Source organism: Cognatilysobacter bugurensis, from assembly GCF_014652095.1.
Classification (GTDB): Bacteria; Pseudomonadota; Gammaproteobacteria; order Xanthomonadales; family Xanthomonadaceae; genus Cognatilysobacter; species Cognatilysobacter bugurensis.
Genome location: NZ_BMYD01000001.1, coordinates 1,257,292 through 1,276,728, shown reverse-complemented (window position 1 = coordinate 1,276,728; position 19,437 = coordinate 1,257,292). Strand labels below are relative to the sequence as shown.

Annotated in this window: 18 protein-coding genes and 2 pseudogenes; 14 read left to right on the top strand and 6 right to left on the bottom strand. The window is 68.6% G+C overall.

All coding sequences use genetic code 11. The features are described from left to right. Positions 1–179: 179 nt before the first annotated feature. On the bottom strand, positions 180–791 hold the full coding sequence (lexA, locus tag IE075_RS05765) for a transcriptional repressor LexA (protein WP_189454151.1): 612 nt from the start codon (positions 789–791) through the stop codon (positions 180–182). Positions 792–1,000: 209 nt separating this feature from the next. On the opposite strand from lexA, the gene IE075_RS05760 reads away from it, so the two are divergent. Together IE075_RS05760 and IE075_RS05755 are read left to right on the top strand one after the other, a co-directional pair. Next, complete coding sequence (locus IE075_RS05760; protein ID WP_189454149.1) at positions 1,001–1,891, top strand: MBL fold metallo-hydrolase; 891 nt, start codon at positions 1,001–1,003, stop codon at positions 1,889–1,891. Beyond that, on the top strand, positions 1,888–2,634 hold the full coding sequence (locus tag IE075_RS05755) for a TMEM43 family protein (protein ID WP_189454147.1): 747 nt from the start codon (positions 1,888–1,890) through the stop codon (positions 2,632–2,634). Before IE075_RS05760 ends, IE075_RS05755 begins: the two co-directional genes overlap by 4 nt. A gap of 77 nt (positions 2,635–2,711) precedes the next feature. Here IE075_RS05755 and IE075_RS05750 read toward each other — a convergent pair whose 3' ends face one another. Beyond that, complete coding sequence (locus tag IE075_RS05750) at positions 2,712–4,208, bottom strand: aminotransferase class III-fold pyridoxal phosphate-dependent enzyme (RefSeq protein WP_189454144.1); 1,497 nt, start codon at positions 4,206–4,208, stop codon at positions 2,712–2,714. A gap of 116 nt (positions 4,209–4,324) precedes the next feature. On the opposite strand from IE075_RS05750, the gene IE075_RS05745 reads away from it, so the two are divergent. From IE075_RS05745 to secF, 6 genes are all read left to right on the top strand, one after another. Then, positions 4,325–4,756: an Lrp/AsnC family transcriptional regulator gene (locus IE075_RS05745; RefSeq protein ID WP_189454142.1), complete on the top strand. Its 432-nt coding sequence runs from the start codon at positions 4,325–4,327 to the stop codon at positions 4,754–4,756. A 70-nt stretch (positions 4,757–4,826) separates the two neighbouring features. Beyond that, positions 4,827–5,891: a tRNA preQ1(34) S-adenosylmethionine ribosyltransferase-isomerase QueA gene (gene queA, locus IE075_RS05740; protein WP_189454139.1), complete on the top strand. Its 1,065-nt coding sequence runs from the start codon at positions 4,827–4,829 to the stop codon at positions 5,889–5,891. Next, positions 5,888–7,018, top strand: a complete 1,131-nt coding sequence (gene tgt, locus IE075_RS05735; protein ID WP_189454137.1) for a tRNA guanosine(34) transglycosylase Tgt — start codon at positions 5,888–5,890, stop codon at positions 7,016–7,018. The genes queA and tgt overlap by 4 nt, the downstream gene beginning before the upstream one ends. Before the next feature lie 126 nt (positions 7,019–7,144). Next, entirely contained in the window at positions 7,145–7,483 is a 339-nt protein-coding gene (gene yajC, locus IE075_RS05730; protein ID WP_189454134.1) for a preprotein translocase subunit YajC, read from the top strand. A 165-nt stretch (positions 7,484–7,648) separates the two neighbouring features. Next, positions 7,649–9,508, top strand: a complete 1,860-nt coding sequence (gene secD / locus IE075_RS05725; RefSeq protein WP_189454131.1) for a protein translocase subunit SecD — start codon at positions 7,649–7,651, stop codon at positions 9,506–9,508. 67 nt (positions 9,509–9,575) lie between these two features. Then, positions 9,576–10,535, top strand: coding sequence for a protein translocase subunit SecF (gene secF / locus IE075_RS05720; RefSeq protein ID WP_189454129.1), 960 nt, complete (start codon positions 9,576–9,578; stop codon positions 10,533–10,535). 97 nt (positions 10,536–10,632) lie between these two features. Here secF and IE075_RS05715 read toward each other — a convergent pair whose 3' ends face one another. Beyond that, a complete protein-coding gene (locus IE075_RS05715; protein ID WP_189454127.1) occupies positions 10,633–11,460 on the bottom strand; it encodes an inositol monophosphatase family protein in 828 nt (275 codons plus the stop codon). Positions 11,461–11,568: 108 nt separating this feature from the next. Between IE075_RS05715 and IE075_RS05710 the strand changes: the two genes are divergently transcribed. From IE075_RS05710 to IE075_RS15960, 4 genes and pseudogenes are all read left to right on the top strand, one after another. After that, positions 11,569–12,384, top strand: a complete 816-nt coding sequence (locus tag IE075_RS05710) for an RNA methyltransferase (RefSeq protein ID WP_189454125.1) — start codon at positions 11,569–11,571, stop codon at positions 12,382–12,384. 86 nt (positions 12,385–12,470) lie between these two features. After that, a complete protein-coding gene (locus IE075_RS05705; protein WP_425489340.1) occupies positions 12,471–13,385 on the top strand; it encodes a phosphate/phosphite/phosphonate ABC transporter substrate-binding protein in 915 nt (304 codons plus the stop codon). Then, a pseudogene (locus IE075_RS15965) lies at positions 13,382–14,701 on the top strand (diguanylate cyclase domain-containing protein); the annotation flags it as partial. The gene IE075_RS05705 and the pseudogene IE075_RS15965, both read left to right, overlap by 4 nt. Before the next feature lie 69 nt (positions 14,702–14,770). Next, positions 14,771–15,547, top strand: a pseudogene (locus tag IE075_RS15960) (putative bifunctional diguanylate cyclase/phosphodiesterase); the annotation flags it as partial. Between the two features lie 7 nt (positions 15,548–15,554). Here IE075_RS15960 and IE075_RS05695 read toward each other — a convergent pair. The 3 genes from IE075_RS05695 to IE075_RS05685 form a co-directional block, all read right to left on the bottom strand. Continuing rightward, a complete protein-coding gene (locus IE075_RS05695; RefSeq protein WP_189454121.1) occupies positions 15,555–16,190 on the bottom strand; it encodes an exopolysaccharide biosynthesis protein in 636 nt (211 codons plus the stop codon). Beyond that, positions 16,174–17,499 (bottom strand): hemolysin family protein, encoded by a 1,326-nt coding sequence (locus IE075_RS05690; protein WP_189454119.1) that lies wholly within the window; start codon positions 17,497–17,499, stop codon positions 16,174–16,176. The genes IE075_RS05695 and IE075_RS05690 overlap by 17 nt, the downstream gene beginning before the upstream one ends. Before the next feature lie 368 nt (positions 17,500–17,867). After that, positions 17,868–18,278 carry a hypothetical protein gene (locus tag IE075_RS05685; protein ID WP_189454116.1) on the bottom strand — a complete coding sequence of 137 codons (411 nt, stop codon included), beginning with the start codon at positions 18,276–18,278 and terminating at the stop codon, positions 17,868–17,870. A gap of 40 nt (positions 18,279–18,318) precedes the next feature. On the opposite strand from IE075_RS05685, the gene IE075_RS05680 reads away from it, so the two are divergent. Both IE075_RS05680 and IE075_RS05675 read left to right on the top strand, forming a co-directional pair. After that, the gene (locus IE075_RS05680; RefSeq protein ID WP_189454114.1) at positions 18,319–18,642 is read left to right on the top strand and encodes an MGMT family protein; all 324 of its coding nucleotides are present in this window, start codon (positions 18,319–18,321) and stop codon (positions 18,640–18,642) included. 94 nt (positions 18,643–18,736) lie between these two features. Then, positions 18,737–19,405, top strand: coding sequence for a rhomboid family intramembrane serine protease (locus IE075_RS05675; protein ID WP_189454112.1), 669 nt, complete (start codon positions 18,737–18,739; stop codon positions 19,403–19,405). The last annotated feature ends 32 nt before the right edge of the window (positions 19,406–19,437 follow it).

Sequence of the window (19,437 nt, the reverse complement as noted above, 5' to 3'; positions counted from 1 at the left end):
CGAACTGCCGCGCAGCGCTGTCGCTGGCCGCATTCGACGATGCCGCACGGATCGCCGGGCATGCGTGCGGACAGCCTGCGCGGGCGCGCTGCCTGCAGGCGAGCCATGCCGACGCAACTTGCATACATGCCAGACCACAGAGGCATCGAATGCGCCTTTGTCCGCAACGACACCCACCATCAGTCGCGCCTCACGAGACCGCAGTACAGCCCTTCGATCGCGAAGTCCGCGCCCGGCGCAAGCTCAATCGGCGCGTAATCGGGGTTGCGCGGCAGCAGGCGGATGCGGCCGTGCGTGATCTCCAGGCGCTTGATCGTGATCTCGTCGTCGACACGCGCGACCACGGTCTGCCCGTTGCGTGCATCGCTCGCGCGCTTCACCGCGACGAGATCGCCGTCGAGGATGCCGTCGTCGCGCATCGAATCGCCGTGCACGCGCAGCAGGTAATCCGGCACGGGCGTGAACAGCGCACGGTCGATCGGAACGAAGCCCTGCACATGCGCATCGGCGCCGATCGGTAGGCCCGCGGCGACGCGGCCGAGGATCGGCAATTCGAATGAATCCATGCGCCGGCGCCGCGGCGTGGCCTCGACGATGCGCAGCCCGCGCGCGATGCCGGGCCGGCGCTCGATCACGCCGGCCGCTTCGAGCGCCTTGAGGTGCTTGGCCGCGGCATTGAGCGCAATGCCCATCGCATCGGCCACCTCCTGCAGACTGGGCGCCATACCGGCCGCCTCCATGTGGCGGCGTAGGTAGGCGAGGATCTCGGACTGTCGGGGCGTGAGTGGCATGGTGTAAATCTTTACACCGACCGATGTGGATTGCACGTGTCTTTTTGCTTCGCGATGCGCGGCCTGCGATGCATGTCCAGTCGCACACAGGCATGCGACATGACGATCAAGCACCTGCGCCTGCAACGTCATGCGTTGCATGCACATCGGTTCCCAGAGCCGCGCCGATGCACGATCATTCCGTATCGATCGACGACCGCGGAGCCGCGATGAAACTCTGGTCCCTCATCGGCAACAGCCAGAAGCTCGACGGCGGCGCCATGTTCGGCAACGCGCCGCAGGCTGTATGGCGGCAGTGGGCGCCGCCTGACGAACACAACCGCATCGAACTCGCATGCCGCTGCCTGCTCGTCACGCCGCTCGCGGGCAAGACCGTGCTGTTTGAGGCCGGCATCGGCGCGTTCTTCGAGCCGAAGCTGCGCGAACGCTACGGCGTCGTCGAAGAGCGCCATGTGCTGCTCGACTCGCTCGCCGAGGCCGGCTTCAAGCCCGAGGACATCGACGTCATCGTGCTTTCGCACTTGCATTTCGACCACGCCGGCGGCCTGCTCGCGCCGTGGCGCGAAGGCGAGCCGCCGACGTTGCTGTTCCCGAACGCCACCTACATCGTCGGCCGCGCGCATTTCGAGCGCGCAAAGCAGCCGCATGCGCGCGACCGCGCGAGCTTCATCCCCGAGCTGCCCGCGCTGCTCGAAGCGACCGGCCGGCTCGAACTCGTCGACGGCCCGCATTCGCGCACGCTCGGCGACGCCGTGCGCTTTGATTTCAGCGAGGGCCACACGCCGGGGCTCATGCTCTCGGAGATCGTCGGGCCTGAGCGTGTCGACGGCGCGCCGCACGGCGGCGTAGCGTTCTGCGCGGATCTGATCCCGGGCCGGCCGTGGGTGCACGTGCCGATCACGATGGGCTACGACCGCAACGCCGAGCTGCTCATCGACGAAAAGCGCGAGTTCCTCGAAGACAAGCTCGCGCGCAACGTGCATCTGTTTTTTACGCACGACCCGGGCTGCGCGCTCGCGCAGGTCGTGCGTGACGGCAAGGGCCGTTTCAGCACCGCGCACGAAGTCGAGGCCCTGCGCGCGCGACCGCTCGCGGCATGACGCGCACCGGGCTCGCGCTCGGGCTGTGCCTGGCTGCGGCGTCGGTGTTCGCGACGCCGCCGGCGCCCACGCCGGCAGTCGATGCGGCAACCGAAGCGGCCGATGCCGAGCCGATGCCCGGCGGCGCGCTGCAAGATCGCGAGTTCGGCGTGCGCAGCGACCGGTTCGGCCTCGAGCGGCGTGTCGAAATGCACCAGTGGCGGCGCGACGGGGCCGACTACCGCCGCGTATGGAATGCCGCGCCGATCGATTCGACAGGATTCCCGCCCGAATACCTCAACCCGCCGGAGCTGCCGCTCGAAAGCGAGCGCTGGTGGGCGCCCGCACCGACGCTGGCGGGCCGGCCGCTCGACCGCGAGGTGCTGACCGCGCTCGGGCGGTGGGTAGAGTTCCGTCCTGATTTCGCGCGGTTGCCGGCCAACCTCGCGGCGGCGTTCCAGCCCGAAGGCAACGGCCTGGGCAGCGCGGAAAACCCGCTCGCACCGCAGGTCGGCGACGTGCGCATCCGTTGGTACGAACTGACGTTGCCCGACCTCGACGGCCGCGTGGAGCTGCGCGACGGCACGTGGCAGCTCGCGCCGGGCGCGATGGAGGCCGCGCGCACGCCGGCCGATCCGTTCATCGCGCTGCCCGTCACCGAGGCGCGCGTGCTGCGCGAACCGTGGGCCTGGGCAGTCGGAGGATTTGCGATCGTGCTCCTGGTCGCCCTCGTCTGGCGCGGTGCACGCAAGCGCGACGACTGATCGCGTCGGTCACCCGATGACGGAAACAAAAAAGGCCGGCAATCCGCCGGCCTTTTTCGTCGCTCTGTCGGCCTGCCTCAGGCAGCCGCCGCCTGCTGCGACTGGCGCGGACCTTCGAGCACCGCGCGGCGCACCATGCCGACGATGAGGTCGATCTCCTGGCTCGTGATCTCGAACGTCGGCGTGAAGCGCAGCGAGTTCGTGCCGCCATGGATCACGCCAATGCCGCGCTCGCGCAGCCATTCCTCGGTCGAATCCGAGCCGAAGCACTTGAACTGCGGCGCAAGTTCGCACGAGAACAGCAGGCCCGTGCCCTGGACCTTCGTGATGGGCCCGCCGAGCTCGTCCTTGAGCTGCTCGAGCTTGCGCACCGCCTCGGTGCCGCGCTCCCGGATGTTCTCGCGCAGCTCGGGCGTGACCTGGTCGAGCACCGCGCAGGCCACGTCGAGCGCGCGCGGGTTCGTCGTCATCGTGTTGCCGTACAGGCCCTTGCGGTAGATGCCCGCCGCGCGCTCGCCGACCGCGAGCACCGACAGCGGGTACTGGCCCGCGTTGAGCGCCTTGGAGAACGTTTCCATGTCCGGCGCTTCGAACTGCTCGAAGCCCGGGTAGTCGACGATCGACAGCACGCCGTGCGCGCGCAGGCCGGCCTGGATCGAGTCGACGAGCAGCAGCGCGCCGTGCGCCTTCGTGAGCTCGCGCGCGGCGGCGTAGAACGCCGGCGGCACGCCGCGGCCCGGGTCGCCTTCGCCCATGACCGGCTCGAGGAACATCGCCTCGATGAACCAGTTGTTCGCGTCCGCATCGGCGAACGCCTTTTTCAACGCGTCCACGTCGTACGGCTCGATCACGATGACCGACTGCTCGTTGCGGAAGCTCGCCAGATGCTGGTTGTAGGTCTTGCGGCTGGAGTCCGAATACAGCGCCGGACGATCGGTGCGGCCGTGGAAGCTGCCCTTGACGACGAGACGCTTGATCGTCGCGCCCGGACGCGCGCCGTCGGGGTCGGTGACCGTCTTCGCGTTCGCGTCGGCGATGCGCGCAGCGAGCGTGACCGACTCGGAGCCCGAGTTGAGGCAGAGGAACTTCGTGTACGGGCAGTCGCGGTCGACGCCGATCGCGTCGCGCATCGCGCGCTCGAAGCGCAGCTGCGAGAGCGACGGCGTCATGATGTTCGCCATCACCTGCGGCTTGGCCATCGCCTCGATGACGGGTGCCGGCGCGTGGCCGAAGCCGAGCATTCCGTAACCGCCCGAGTCGTGCAGGACCGCGCCCTTGAGCGTGACGATCCACGGGCCGCGTGCGGCGAGCGCGACGTACGGGTTCACCGCATCGTCGGGGTAGAAGTTCACGTAACCGGCCTGGATCGCGCGCGCCTGGGCGTCCTCGTCGAGGTCGAGCAGGTCGGCGAACTCCTCGCGGATGCGGGCGTATTCGGCCGCTGCGGCGTCGATGACCTCGCGCAGCTCGGGGTTCGAGGCCGCGAATTCCGCGACGGTCGCGTCGTCGAGGCCGGGGGTGCGGCGCGTGCCGCCATGGGCGCGCAGCGGCGCAAGCGTGTCGATTACGGCCATGGCGCTCTCCTTGGATAGGTCAATCGAGTCATTATCAGGATAATTTCGTCGATCGACACCCACGTTTTGGACGGAATCGAGGCATGATTTCGTCATTCCGACGAATCATCCTTCGCATGAAGATCACAAGCGCCGACGAACAGCTGCTCACCGTCCTCCGCGAGGACGCCCGTGCGTCCACTGCGGAGATCGCCCGCCGGCTCAAGGTGTCGCGCACCACGGTGCAAAGCCGCATCGAACGGCTGGAGCGTTCGGGCGTGATCGCCGGCTATACGGTGCGCCTGCACGAGGCCGCCGAACGCAGCCACATCCGCGCGCACATCCTCATCACCGTGCTGCCGAAGCAGTCCGCCGCGGTCGCGGACGCGCTGCGGCGCATGCCCGAGGTGCGCACGCTGCATTCGGTGAGCGGCCCGTTCGACCTCGTCGCGCTGGGCGTCACCCCGAGCGTCGCGCAGATGGACGAGCTGACCGACCGCATCGGCGCGATCGAGGGCGTGGAACGCACAATGTCGTCGATCATCCTGTCGGCGAAGTTCGAGCGCTGACGCGGCCCGCCGCGGTTGCACGGGCGCGGCGGCCTACAATGCCGGGTTGCGTCCGCCTGCGTATCCCGCCTTGAAGAAGTCCGATTTCCACTACGACCTGCCGCCCGAGCTCATCGCGCAGGCGCCATTGCCGGAGCGCTCCGCGAGCCGGCTGCTCGTCGTGCCGCCCGCGCCCGATGCACTGCGCGATGCGCCGTTCCGCGACCTGCCGCAGTTGCTCGCGCCCGGTGACTTGCTCGTGTTCAACGACACGCGCGTGATTCCGGCCCGGCTGTACGGCCAGAAGACGACGGGCGGCCGCGTCGAGATCCTCATCGAGCGCTTGCTCGGCGGTGAGCGCGCCCGCGTGCAGCTCGGCGTGAGCAAGTCCCCGAAGGAGGGCGCGCGCATCGCGCTCGACGCAGGCGGCGAGGCCGAGGTGCTCGGGCGCGAAGGCGAGTTCTACGTGCTGCGTTTCCACGTCGATGCGCCGCTCGAAAGCTGGCTGCTCGACGCCGGCCGCCTCCCGCTGCCGCCGTACATTCGGCGCGAGCCCGGCCGCGACGATGCCGAGCGCTACCAGACCGTGTTCGCGCGCGAAGTCGGTGCCGTTGCGGCGCCGACCGCAGGCCTGCATTTCGACGAGACGCTGCTTGAGGCGCTGCAGGCGCGCGGGGTGCAGTTCGGCCACGTCACGCTGCACGTCGGCGCGGGCACGTTCCAGCCGGTGCGCGCGGACGATCTGTCGCAGCACGTGATGCACAGCGAATGGATCAACGTCGGCGCCGAGCTCGTCGAGAAGATGCGCCGCACGCGCGAGGCCGGCGGGCGCGTGATCGCCGTCGGCACGACCGTCGTGCGCGCACTGGAATCGGCGATGCGCGAGGACGAACAGGGCAGGCGCGCGCTGCAGCCGTTCGCGGGCGAGACGCGGTTGTTCATCCTGCCCGGGTACCGCATCGCGTCGGTCGATGCGCTGATCACGAACTTCCACCTGCCCGAGAGCACGCTGCTGATGATGGTGTCCGCGTTCGCGGGCAAGGCGCGGGTGTTCGAGGCCTACGAGCACGCGATCCACGAGCGGTACCGCTTCTTCTCGTACGGCGATGCGATGCTGCTCTGGCCGCAGGCCGCAACCAACGGAGCCGACGCATGAGCCGCATGGATTTCGAACTGCTCGGCACCGACGGCGCCGCGCGTCGTGGGCGGCTCACGTTCCCGCGCGGCACGGTGGAGACGCCGGCATTCATGCCGGTCGGCACCTACGGCTCGGTCAAGGGCATCTTTCCCGAGCAGGTGCGCGAACTCGGCGCCGAGATCATCCTCGGCAACACCTTCCACCTGTATCTGCGTCCGGGGCTCGACGTCATCGCCGACCACGGCGGCCTGCACGGCTTCTCGCGCTGGAACGGGCCGATCCTCACCGATTCGGGCGGTTTCCAGGTGTTCTCGCTCGCGCACCGCCGCAAGATCACCGAGGCCGGCGTGACGTTCGCCTCGCCGACCGACGGCGCGAAGGTCTTCCTCGGCCCCGAAGAAAGCATGCACATCCAGCGCGTGCTCGATTCGGACATCGTGATGATCTTCGACGAATGTCCGCCTGTGCACATCGACGGCGTGCCGGTCGGGGTCGACGTCGTGAAGCGTTCGATGGAGCTGTCGCTGCGCTGGGCGGAACGGTCGAAAAAGGCCCACGAGGGCAACGACGCCGCGCTGTTCGGCATCGTGCAGGGCGGCGTGCACCACGAGTTGCGCACGCGCTCGGCCGACGGGCTCAAGGCGATCGGATTCGACGGTTATGCGATCGGCGGCCTCGCCGTCGGCGAAACCGAGGCCGAGCGCAACGCGATGCTCGAGCACACCACGCCGCAACTGCCGGTCGACCGGCCGCGCTATCTCATGGGCGTGGGCCGGCCGGAGGACCTCGTCGAGGCGGTCGCGCGCGGCGTCGATATGTTCGACTGCGTGATGCCCACCCGCAATGCGCGCAACGGCCATTACTTCACCGCCACCGGCACCGTGCGCGTGCGCAACGCGAAGTACGAGCGCGACACGCGACCGATCGAGGAAGGCTGCGACTGCTACGCCTGTCGCAACGGCTACAGCCGCAGCTACCTGCGCCATCTCGATCGCTGCAACGAAATGCTCGCGCCGATGCTCGGCACGCTGCACAACCTGCGCTACTACCAGCGCGTCATGGCGGGCATGCGCGAGGCGATCGAGGCCGGGCGCTTCGCCGAGTTCCGCGAGGCCTTCTACACAGCCCGGCGCGGCGACGGCTGACACCCGCCGGCGAAGGCGGCGCCCGCGCGCTGTGCCGATCCTGCCCGCTCGCCCCGGCCGCGGGACCGGGCGGCGTGAAGGACGCGTGGCATAATCGCGCGCTATTTGATTCGTCCGGACGACGTCATGACCCTGCTCGATTTCCTGATCGCCCCCGCCCATGCCCAGGCCGCCGCGCAGCAGCCGGGTGGGTTCGGCATGTCGCTGCTGTTCCCGATCCTGCTGATCGCGGTCATGTACTTCCTCATGATCCGTCCGCAGATGAAGCGCGCGAAGGAACACCGCGCGATGCTCGAAAAGCTCGCCCGCGGCGACGAAGTGATCACCAATGGCGGCATCGCTGGCACCGTCGCCGAGATCGGCGAGAACTTCATTACCGTCGAGATCGCCTCCAACGTGCGCATCCGCGTGCAGCGCGGCGCGATTGCGAGCGTGCTGCCGAAGGGCACCTTGAAGGCGGCGTGAGCCGTCACCAGTAGAGTTATGCCTCGACCGCAGGTGCTCCGGACGCTCCGTCCGATGCCTGCGGTGCGGTGGCCGGCCCGTCCGGCCTTCGCAGCGTCCGTCGCCTGACAAGGCGCGGACACCCATTCGTTCCGGTGGCCGGGGAGGCCGCCGCAGGAAGCCCCGATGCTCACGTTCGCGCGCTGGAAATACCTCGTCATCCTGATCGTGCTGGTGCTCAGCGTGCTGTACGCACTGCCGAACGTGTACCAGAAGGTGCCGTCCGTGCAGGTCACTCCGAGTCGCGGCGCGCAGGTCGACGCCGCGCTGCAAGAGCGCGTCGCACAGACGCTGAAGCAGACGGGCATCGATCCACGCGCGATCGAGATCGACGGCGACAACCTGCTCGTGCGACTCGGCAGCCCCGAGGCGCAGATCCGCGCGGCCGATGCACTGCGTCCCGCGCTCGGCAGCGACTACGTCGTCGCGCTGAATCTCGCGTCCACGGTGCCGAGCTGGCTCGAGTCGATCGGCGCGCAGCCGATGCTGCTCGGTCTCGACCTGCAGGGCGGCGTGCATTTCCTCATGCAGGTCGACCAGCAGGCTGCGCTGACCAAGCGGCTCGACGCGATCGCCGAGGACATCCGGGTGCAGCTGCGCGAACAACGCGTGCGGTACGAGTCGGTTGAGCGCGGCGCCGGCACCAGCGTGATCGTGACGCTAGCGAATGCCGCCGACGCGCCGCGCGCACGTGAGCTCGTGCTCGCCAATCAGCCGAACCTGCAGGTCGCACCGGACGGCCGCACGCTGCGCGTCGAGGTTGGCGAGGCCGAGCTGCAGAGGCTGGCCCTGGAGGCGATCGAGCAGAACGTGAGCACACTCCGCAACCGCATCAATGCGCTGGGCGTGTCCGAGCCGATCATCCAGCGCCAGGGCGACGAGCGCATCGTCGTGCAGCTGCCCGGCGTGCAGGACACCGCACAGGCCAAGCGCGTGCTCGGCGCGACCGCGACGCTCGAGTACCGAGCAGTCGTCGAGGGCAACGCGGCCGAAGCCGCATCGTCCGGCAGCGTGCCGCCCGGCGCGCGTCTGTACTACGAGGTCGGGCCCAACGGCGAGCGCAGCCCCGTGCTGCTCAGCAAGCGCGTGATTGCGACGGGCGACCAGCTCGTCGCCGCTTCGGCCACGTTCGACCAGCAGTCGGGCTCGCCCGCCGTCTCGGTGCGCCTGGACAACGCCGGCGGCCAGAGCATGTTCAATTTCACCACCGAGAACGTCGGCAAGCCCATGGCCGTGGTGTACATCGAGCGCATCCCCGAGGTGCGCACGGTCAACGGCCAGGAAGTGCGCACCACGCGCATCAACGAGGAAGTGATCTCGATCGCGACGATCAACGGCGTGTTCGGCAAGGAGTTCCAGACCACCGGCCTGGAAAGCTCGAAGTTCGCCGCCGACCTCGCGCTGCAGTTGCGCTCGGGCTCGCTCGCCGCGCCGATGGACTTCATCGAAGAGCGCATCGTCGGCCCAAGCCTCGGTCGCGAGAACGTCGAGCGCGGCCTGCAGGCGGTGCTCGGGGCATTTGGCTTCGCGCTGCTGTTCTTCCTCGTCTACTACCGCATGTTCGGCGTCATCACCGTCGCGGCGCTGTTGATGAACCTGCTGATGCTCACCGCGGTGATGTCGATGATCGGCGCCACGCTGACGTTGCCGGGCCTGGCGGGTATCGCGCTCACCGTCGGCATGTCGGTCGACGCGAACGTGCTGATCAACGAGCGCATCCGCGAAGAATTGCGTGCCGGGCTGCCACCGCAGACCGCGATCGCGACGGGCTACGACCGCGCATCGGGCACGATTGCCGACGCGAACCTCACCGCGATCCTCGCCGGCGTCGCCTTGCTTGCCTTCGGCACGGGCCCGGTCAAGGGTTTCGCGATGACGCTGATCATCGGCATCCTGACCTCCATGTACACGGCGGTCGGCGTGTCGCGCGGTATCGCCACGCTCATCTACGGCGGCCGCCGCAAGCTCAAGTCGGTCGCGATCTGATCCGGCGCGCGGGCTGCGGCCCGCGCCGATGCGCCGCTGCCGGCGTGCACTCCAGGGACTTCGATCCATGAAACCTTTCAATGTCTTTCCATACGGCAGCGCGTTCGAGTTCATGCGCGTGCGCTGGATGTCGCTCGCCGTTGCGCTCGGCCTCATGCTGGTCGCGATCGGCGCGATGGCGTTCAAGGGCTTCAACTTCGCGATCGACTTCACCGGCGGCACCGCAATCGAATTGCGCTACCCCAAGCCCGCGAACGTCGACGCCGTGCGCCAGGCGCTTGAGCGCGCCGGCTATTCGAACCCGCAGGTGCAGACGTTCGGCACGAACGCGGACCTGTTGATCCGCCTGCAGCCGCGCAGCGACGCGACCCGCCAGGACCCCGACGCGCTAGGGACGATCGCCGAGGAAGTGCGTCGCGTCGCATCGACGCCGGACAACCAGGCCGAGATCGCGCGTCGCGAGTCGGTCGGCGCGCAGGTCGGCAGCGAACTCGCGCTCAACGGCATCTGGGCGCTGATTTTCGTGGTCGTCGGCTTCCTGATCTACATCTGGTTCCGGTTCGAGGCGAAATTCGCGGTCGCGGCTGTGGTCACGTCGATGCACGACGTCGTCGTCGTGCTCGGTTGGTTCGCGCTGACCGGTCACGAGTTCGACCTCACCGTCCTCGCGGGCGTGCTGTCGGTGCTCGGATTCTCGATCAACGACACGATCGTCGTGTTCGACCGCGTGCGCGAGAACTTCCGCGGGATGCGCGATGGCCCTGAGCACGTGCTCAACACTTCGATCAACCAGACGCTGTCGCGTACGGTCATCACCTCGTTCGTGGCGCTGCTGACGGTGGTCGCGCTGTATCTGTACGGCGGTGGATCGCTGCGCGGCATGGCCGAGGCACAGATCGTCGGCATCGTGATCGGCACGCTTTCGACGATCTTCGTGGCCTGCCCGTTGCTGCTGTGGATGGGCGTGAGCAAGCAGGACCTCATGCCGAAGCAGCGCGACGAGGAAGAGCTCGCGCGCCGACCGTAAGGCGGGCGAGCGGGAACGAAAAAGGCCGCGCAATGCGCGGCCTTTTTCATGAGCGGGTGGTGCGGAGCTGCCTGCGTCCGCCCACGGCGGCCGACGGTCAGTCGAACGCCGCCGCGTAACCGGTGTCGACGATCTTCGCCTGCAGCGCGTCCGTGAGCTTGAGGTTGCCCGCGACGAGATGGCGGCCCGCCAGGCCGCGGTTGTCCATCGGGCCGGTCGAACGACCGCGAAAGTCGACCACTTTGCCGCCGGCCTCGCGCACGAGCAGCACGCCGGCGGCGATGTCCCACGGCTTCACGCCCGCCTCGAAGTAGCCATCGACGCGGCCACTGGCGACGTAGGCGAGGTCGAGCGCGGCCGAGCCGGTGCGGCGGATGTCCTCGGCCTGCAGCAGCAGCGCATCGACGCACTTGAGGTGCGGGCTCGCGCGCGGACGCTCACGCGGCGGGAAGCCGGTGATGAGCATCGCGCCTTCGAGGTCCTTGCGCTCCGACACGCGGATCCGCTTGTCGTTGAGCGTCGCACCGCTGCCGCGGCTGGCGGTGAACAGCTCGTTGCGAAGCGGGTCGAACACGACGCCGTGGATCGGCTCGCCGTTCTCGACGAGCGCGATCGACACGCAGAAGTGCGGGATGCCATGCAGGTAGTTACTGGTGCCGTCGAGCGGATCGATGACCCAGGTGTAGCGCGCCTGGCGGCCGGAGTTCAGCGGACCGCTTTCTTCGCCGAGGATCGCGTAGTCCGGCGTCGAGCGCTTGAACTCCTTGATGATCTCCTTCTCGGCCAGTCCGTCGACCTCGCTCGCATAGTCCATGCGGTCCTTTTCGACCACGTTGAGCGAGTCGAGTCGGTGCATGTAACGCAGCAGCACGTTGCCGGCCGCGCGGGCGGCCTTGACCATGAGGGTGACGGCGGGTTTCTGCATGGGCAAGCGCCTCGGCAAGGAGGGGAGGGGACGGCTGACGGGAGCAAAGAGCGCCCGGCGATCGCACGGCGTGGCCGTGGCCGGGGGCGCGGAGTTTACCATTGCGCCATGAGCACCGAACCTTCTATCTCCGCGGCGGACGCCGCCGCGTTCACTCTCGCACGCGTGCGCATCGTCCTCGTCGGCACGCAGCACCCGGGCAACATGGGCTCGGCGGCGCGTGCGATGAAGACGATGGGTCTCTCGCGCCTTGTGCTCGTTGCGCCCGAGACCGCGCCGAACGCCGAGTCCTTTGCGCTCGCGGCCGGCGCCGACGACGTGCTGGCGTCGGCGGTAACCTGCTCGACGCTCGCCGAGGCGATTGCCGATTGCACCCAGGTCTACGGCTGCACGGCGCGCAGCCGCCGGATTGCGCTCGAAGAGCTCATGCCTCGCGTTGCGGCCGACCGGGTGCGGGCCGAGGCCGAGGCCGGCGGCGAGATCGCGGTCGTGTTCGGGCGCGAGCGCACGGGCCTCAACAACGACGAACTGCAGCTGTGCCACGCGGCGGTGCATATCCCGGCGAATCCCGGCTATAGCTCGCTCAATCTCGCGGCCGCCGTCCAGGTGCTCAGTTACGAGCTCAGGCTTGCCGCGCTCGGTGAGTCGGCCGCAGCCCCAGCGGCACCGGCCGCGGTGCCGCCCGATGCAAGCGCCCGCCGTGAGCCGCCGGCGTCCCATGCCCAGCTCGAAGGCCTGTTCGGCCAGCTCGGAGACACGCTCGACGCGATTGATTTCCACAAGGGCCGTGCCCCCGAGGCCGCGATGCGCAAGCTGCGGCGGCTGTTCTTGCGTGCCGGCCTCGACGAGCGCGAAGTGCGGCTGCTGCGCGGCGTGCTTTCCGACGCGCAGCGCATGGCGTCGATCGCGACACGCGGCGACTGAGCGCGCCCGGGAGGGAAAACGATTCCGCGACGCGGCGCACGGAATTCGATTAGGCTGCCGCCCACGCCGTCCGCCGAAGCTCGTCCGTGAAAGCCTGCCTGCGCCGTTGGTTGTGTCTTATTGCGCTTCTGGTGCCGTTGACGGGCCTGTGCGCAGGCGAACCCGGCGTACTCGTGCTCGGTCGGATCAGCGACGACCCGAAGGCGCACTACGAGCAGCTGCGCCCGCTGCTCGAATACGTGGTGCCGCGCATGTCCGACGTCGGCATCCGCGAAGGCCGCATCCTGATGGCCCGCGACCCGCAGCAGATGGCGAGCTACCTGCGCCGCGGACGCGTCGACTGGGTGACCGAGACCGCCGCGACGGCCGTGCTGCTGCGCGCGCGCGGTAGCGCCCAGCCGCTGCTGCTCACGGAGCGCGACGGCACCAGCCATTACCACAGCGTGTTCTTCGCCCGCCGTGACAGCGGCCTGCGCCGCGTCGACGACCTGCGCGGACGCACCGTCGCATTCCAGCGGCCCTCGTCGACGAGCGCGTACTTTGCTCCCGCGAGCGACCTGCTCAGCCGCGGATTTACGCTCGAGATCCTGCCGTCGCCGAACGAACGCGTTGGTTTGGACGCCGTCGGCTACGTCTTCGCGCGGTCGGAACTCAACATTTCGACGTGGGTGCACAAGCGCATCGTCGATGCCGGCGTGATGAGCCACCTCGACTGGGACAATCCGCGCCGCATGCCGACCGCGTTCAAGGCGGATCTGGCGGTGATCGGCCGGACAGGCGACTACCCGCGCGCTGTCGAACTCGTGCGCGACACGCTTGATCCGAAGGTCGCTGCGCGGCTGCACACGGTGCTGCTCGAGGCCGCGAATGATCCGAAGGCGGGCCCGGCGCTTCGGCAATTCTTCGGCACGACGCGCTTTCTCGAGCTCGACGGTCCGTCGCAGGACGCGCTCGATCGCCTGGCGGCCGGCATCGCCCGGGTGAAGGCGGACGTCGAATGAAGCTGCGTTACGGGCTGCAGGCCCGCTTCCTGGTGCTGATGGGCCTCGCGCTCGTCGTCGTGCTCGCGCTCATGGCGGCGTTCTGGGACCGGCAGCGCGTCATGCATGCCTCGGTGGAAGCGATCAGCCGCGAAACCATGGACGACATGGCGCGCGCGACCGTCCGCCACCGCGGCACAGCGGTTGTCGCCCAGCTCGCCGATGCGTTGAGCAACCCGCTGTATTACTTCGACCTCGACGCCGTGGGCGCGATCGAACGCGCGGCGCTGCGCCAGCCCGGCACGCGCTACGTGCTCGTGTTCGATGCCGAGGGCAACGTGCTGCATGACGGCAGCGAATCGATCCCCACGTACGGGCGTCGCATGGACGACGCGCTCGCGCCGGGCGCGATTGCTGCGCGCCGCGTGGTGACGCAAGTCGACGGGCACGTGATGGACGTGGCCGCGCCGATCATGCTCGGTCCGCAGCGGCTCGGCGGCGTGCGCGTGGGCTTCGACCTGCGGGAGCTGAGGCGGCAGCAGGACGCGGCGATCGACCGCATGCAGACGCGCCTGGACGCGCTCGACCGGCGCCAGCTCGGCTGGGTCGCCCTGCTCAGCGCCGCATTGCTCGCACTCGGCGCGGTGATGCTATGGCTGCTGCAGCGCACGCTGGTGAGGCCCATTCGAGAGCTCGCAGATTCGGCACGCGCGATCGAGTCCGGGCGCTACGGCGCGTCGCTGCCGGCCACCCGCCGACAGGACGAGGTCGGCGATCTCGTGCGTGCGTTCGGGCGCATGAGCGAATCGGTGGCGCGCCACGACCGCGAGATCCGCCGGCTCGCATACACCGATGCGCTCACCGGACTCGCGAACCGGCTGGCGTTCCGCGAGCTGCTCGACGAGCGCCTGCTCAAGCTGCGCGACGGCGGTCGCCCGCTGGCGCTGCTGTTTGCCGACATCGACGACTTCAAGCGCGTCAACGACACGCTCGGGCACGACGCCGGCGACGAGGCGCTGTTGCAGTTTGCCGCGCGCATCCGAGACACCGTGCAGCAGGCAGGCGGCGCCGACGCGATGGTCGCGCGCTTCGGCGGCGACGAGTTCGTGATCCTGATGCAGGCATCGCCGGTGCGCGGCGTCGACATGCGCACCGCGGCGAGCCGGCTCGCCGAAGCGCTCGTCGAGTCGCTCAGCGTGCCGATCGAACTGCATGGGCGCACCGTGTTCCTCGGGTCCTCGATCGGCGTGACCGTGTTCCCCGACGATGCCGCGGGCGCGACGTCGCTCATGAAGAACGGCGACATCGCGATGTATCAGGCGAAGCTCGCCGGCAAGAACTGTTACCGCTTCTACAGCCGCGCGATCGACCAGGCTGTCGAACAACGCGTGCAGATCGAGCAGGAGCTGCGCGGTGCGTGGGCCCGCGGCGAGATGAGCCTCGCGTACCAGCCCGTGTTCCGCCTGTCCGACCGCGCGCTGGTCGGGGCCGAGGCGCTGCTGCGCTGGCAGCACCCGGAGCAGGGCGTGATCTCGCCGTCGGTCTTCATCGAGGTTGCGGAGCAGAGCGGCATCATCGACACGCTCGGACCGCAGGTGCTGCGGGTCGCATGCCGCGATGCAATGCGCTGGCGCGCCGCGCGCGACCACGATGCGGAGCCTTTGTTCGTCTCGGTCAATGTCTCGCCGCGTCAACTGCGCGCGGGCGACTTGCCGGCCACTGTTGCGGCCTGCCTCGAGGAGTCGGGGCTGTCAGCGCGGCAGCTGCATGTCGAGCTCACCGAGACCACGGTGATCAGCGACGAGGCGCAGGTGACCGCGTTGCTCGCGCGTCTGCGGCTCATGGGCGTGAAGATCTGGCTGGACGACTTCGGCACCGGCTTCTCGGGCCTGAGCCATCTGCGTCGCGTGCCGGTCGATGGCGTGAAGATCGACCGCAGCTTCGTCGCCGACATCCCGCGCGACCCCGACGATCTTGCGCTGACCACGGCGATCATCGCGATGGCCCATTCGCTCAACATCGTCGTCGTGGCCGAGGGCGTCGAGAAGGCCGAGCAGTCGTCCGTGCTGCGCGATCGCGGATGCGACCTCGCGCAGGGTTACTGGTACGGCCATCCGGTCGACATCGACGGCTTCCTCGCGCTGCTGCATGCGCAGCGGGCAGCGGTCGAAGCGGTCGGCTGACCGCGCGTCAGAACATCGGTTCGATCCAGCGCGCGGCTGCGCTCGCAAGGCTGCCGGACAGCACGCCCACGCCGGTGCCCACCACGGCGCCGCAGGCCCACGCGACCAGCATCAGCCGGCCATCGCGCTCGATCAGCGCCAGCGCGAACAGCATCAGCACCACGGCGAACAGGTAGTTCGTCAGCGGGATCGGCAGCAGCAACAGGATGCCGAGCGCCACGAGCTGCAAACCCGTGAACGCACTCGACACGCGATGGTCGAGCACTCCGGACAGGCGCGGACGCACCACGTGTTCCAGCCGACGCAGCAGCGGCGACACGCGGTCACGAAACCGACCCATCGTCGCGCGGCGCGGGCCCCGGCGTCCGGCGAAGTCCGGCAGCCACGGCTGGCGCTGGCCGATCAGCAACTGCAGCCCGATCAGCACGACGAACGGCCCGCTGGCGGCGCCCGCAACGCCGGGGATCGGCACGAAGGCCGGCAGCGTCGAGACGAACAGCAGCATGCCGAACGAGCGCCGGCCCAGGCCCAGGAACACCTCGCCGAGCGGCAGCACTGCGTCCGCGGGCCCGGTGGAAAATCGATCGAGCAGCGCGCGCGTGGTGTGGCCCGCATGCGCGGCGTCGTCAGCCCGAGGTGTCATCGAGGTCGTCTTTCGGCTCGGGCAGCCGCTCCAGAAGGAGCTTGTCGACGCGAGGGCCGTCGAGGTCGACCACTTCGATACGCCAACGGGCCCATTCAAAGGATTCGCCGACCTGTGGAATGCGACCGAAGTGCGTGATGAACATGCCGGCCGCGGTGTGGAAATCGTGCTCGTCCTCGTCGGGCAGTCGTCCGCCGCCGACGAGTTCGCGCAGGTCCTCGAGCGGCAGGGAGCCATCGATAAGGTAGGAGCCGTCCTCGCGCTGCACGATCGGCGCATGGGCATCGTCGGACTCGGCGGAGAGCAGGCGGCCGATCACCGCACCCATGAGATCGTTCACGGTCACCAGGCCGGTCACGTCGCCGTACTCGTCGACGACCAGTGCGAGCGACTGCTGCGCCTCGCGGAAGATTTCGAGGAGCTTCAGTGCGTGGGTCGATTCGGACACGAACAGGGTGTCGCGCAGGTCTTCGAACAGGTCGATCGCATCGAGGTCCCGGCCCAGCTCGCTGAGCAGCGACTTCGCTTCGAGCACGCCGAGCACGTCCTGGTCATTGCCCCGATACACCGGGAACCGCGAGTACGGCGACTCGCGCATCGTCGCGATGTTCTGCTCGCGCGAGGCCGCGGCGTCGAGCCAGGTAATGCGCGTGCGCGGGGTCATGAGGCTGTCCGTCGTGCGGTCGCCAAGGCTCAGCACGCGGTTGACCATCTTGCGCTCGTCGTCGTCGATCACACCCTGCTCGTGACTCTCGGTCACGAGCATGCGGATTTCCTCTTCACTGATGTCCGCACGCGTGCCGCTGCGGATGCCGAACAGACGCAGCACGCCGCGGTTGATCGCGCCCAGCGCATGCACGACCGGAAGCGCGGCGCGGGCGAGCCCGTCCAGCGGCAGCGCAACGGCGCTCGCGATCTTCTCCGGGTCAGTGAGCGCGAGCCGCTTGGGCACGAGCTCGCCGAAGATCACCTGGCCCGCCGTGATCAACGTGACCGCGGTGACGATGCCGATCCCGCGCGCGTACTCGGCGGCATTCGGCCAGGTCTCGCCCAGCCAGGTCGCGATATGAAGACCGATCGCATCGCCGCCGAACACGCCGGCCAGCACGCCGATCAGCGTGATGCCGATCTGCACGGTCGACAGGAGGTTGTCCGGCGCTTCGGCGAGCTCAAGCGCCTTGCGCGCGCCGCGGTGCGTCTCGGCGAGCTGGCGCAGGCGCAGCTTGCGCGACGTCATCACGGCCATTTCCGACATCGCAAAGAAGCCGTTCAGCGCAATGAGCGCCACGACGATCAGCAGCTCGAGCATGCGGCTGCCTCGTGGAGTGTCGGGAATCGGCTCGCGGCGCCGCCCCTCATAGGGCGAAGCGGCACGCGCAGCGTGCCAGGAGCATTGCGGGTGTGCGAGGGCGCGGAAATCGCGCCGTGCGGGATCAGCCGCCTAAGCGGGTCGTCGTCCATCCGGGACTGTGAAGTCGAGTCGGGCGGCAGTCTATCAGGCAGGTCTGGCGCGGCCGGGTGAACGACTAAATGTATTAAAAGCGTAAATTTACTACGGGTTTAGGCGCGCTCTGATTCGTGCCCGCCTCCCACCGACTGATTCTCCGTCGATGCCGTCGAGGAAAAAGGCTTGCAAGTGCAGGCCTTCCGCGCGTCAGACCGTACAGACAACGGGAATCAAAACAGGTCGCCGCCGCCCGAGAGCATCCGCTCCATGCGGTCACCCAGCCCGCCGATCTCGAGCACGAGGCGGTCGACCTCTGCGGCTTCGAGCCCCTCGTAGGGGCGGTTCTCGCACAGCTGCAGGTGCGGCACGCCGTCGAGCTCGCCGATCGCGAGGTAGCCCACGCGGCTCTGCCAGTTGAACGCGAGCGCGCGGCGTGCATCGAGTCCGGTGGTCGGCGCGACCGCGGTGCTCACCCGGAGGTAAGGGCGGCCGTCATCGTCGTCGAGCTCCGACAGGAAGATCGACTGGTGGCGTTTTCCGTGCTCCAGCGAGAGTTCGATGCACACGACATCCTCTTCCTCGATGGTGGAGCGGTAGCCGGAGGACTTGAGGTGCTGGCGGATCGAATCGAAGTTGCGCACGGACGGGCTCGCTTCCGGAGACGGCCCCTATGCTAACGCGATGGACGACGCGACCGACCGCATCCTCGCCGCAGTGCATGCCGTTCCACGCGGCGCGGTCGCTGCATACGGCGAAATCGCACGGCGCGCGGGCCTGCCGCGGCGCGCGCGCTGGGTTGCGCGAGTGCTCGCACGCGACACGGATCCGGCGCTGCCGTGGCACCGGATCGTGCGTGCCGACGGCCGGATCGCGTTTCCTGCAGGCTCGGAGCAGTTTCAGGAGCAGGCGCGGCGGCTGATCGACGAGGGCGTTTGCCTGCGCGACGGCCGCGTGCTGCGCACGGCCGACGACGACCTCGACGCAGCGCTGTGGGCTCCGCGCTGACGCAAGACGCGACAGCACGTGACGATGCGTTTCACATGCGTCCCGCGTCCTCACAAGTCAGCGGCTACCATGTCGCCTCGCCCGAGGAGCCGAGATGTTTTCAAACCTGCCGCCGATCACTAAGGCCCTGCTGATCGCCAACGGACTCGTGTTTCTGCTGCAGCTCGTGATTCCCGAGGGCGCGCTCGCGTCATTCATGCTCTGGCCGATCGGCAGCGGCGACGACGCCTACGCCTACAGCCAGTTCCTGCCGTGGCAGGTGCTGACGTACGGCTTCATGCACGACACGGGCGGCCTGTTCCACCTGATGTTCAACATGCTGGCGCTCTTGATGTTCGGTGCGCCGCTCGAGCACGTGTGGGGCGACAAGCGCTTCCTGACCTATTACCTGGTCTGCGTCGTGGGCGCGGCGGTATGCCAGTTGCTCGTCGGCTGGTGGGCGATGGAGCAGGGCGGACGCGCGTATCCCACTGTGGGCGCGTCCGGTGGCGTGTTCGGGCTGCTGCTCGCATACGGCATGCTCTTCCCGAACCAGAGGATCATGTTGCTGATCCCGCCGATTCCGATGAAGGCCCGCACGCTGGTCATCATCTACGGTGTCGTTGAGCTGGTGCTTGGTATCACCGGGCGTATGCCGGGGGTCGCGCACTTCGCGCATCTCGGCGGCATGCTGTTTGGCTGGCTATTGATCCGCTACTGGCGCGGCCAGCCGCCGTTCGGTCGTGGCCGCGGCGGCCCACCGCGCATGCGGCGCGTGCACTGACGCAAGGGCCATCCGGTCTGCCGGGTTTAGGA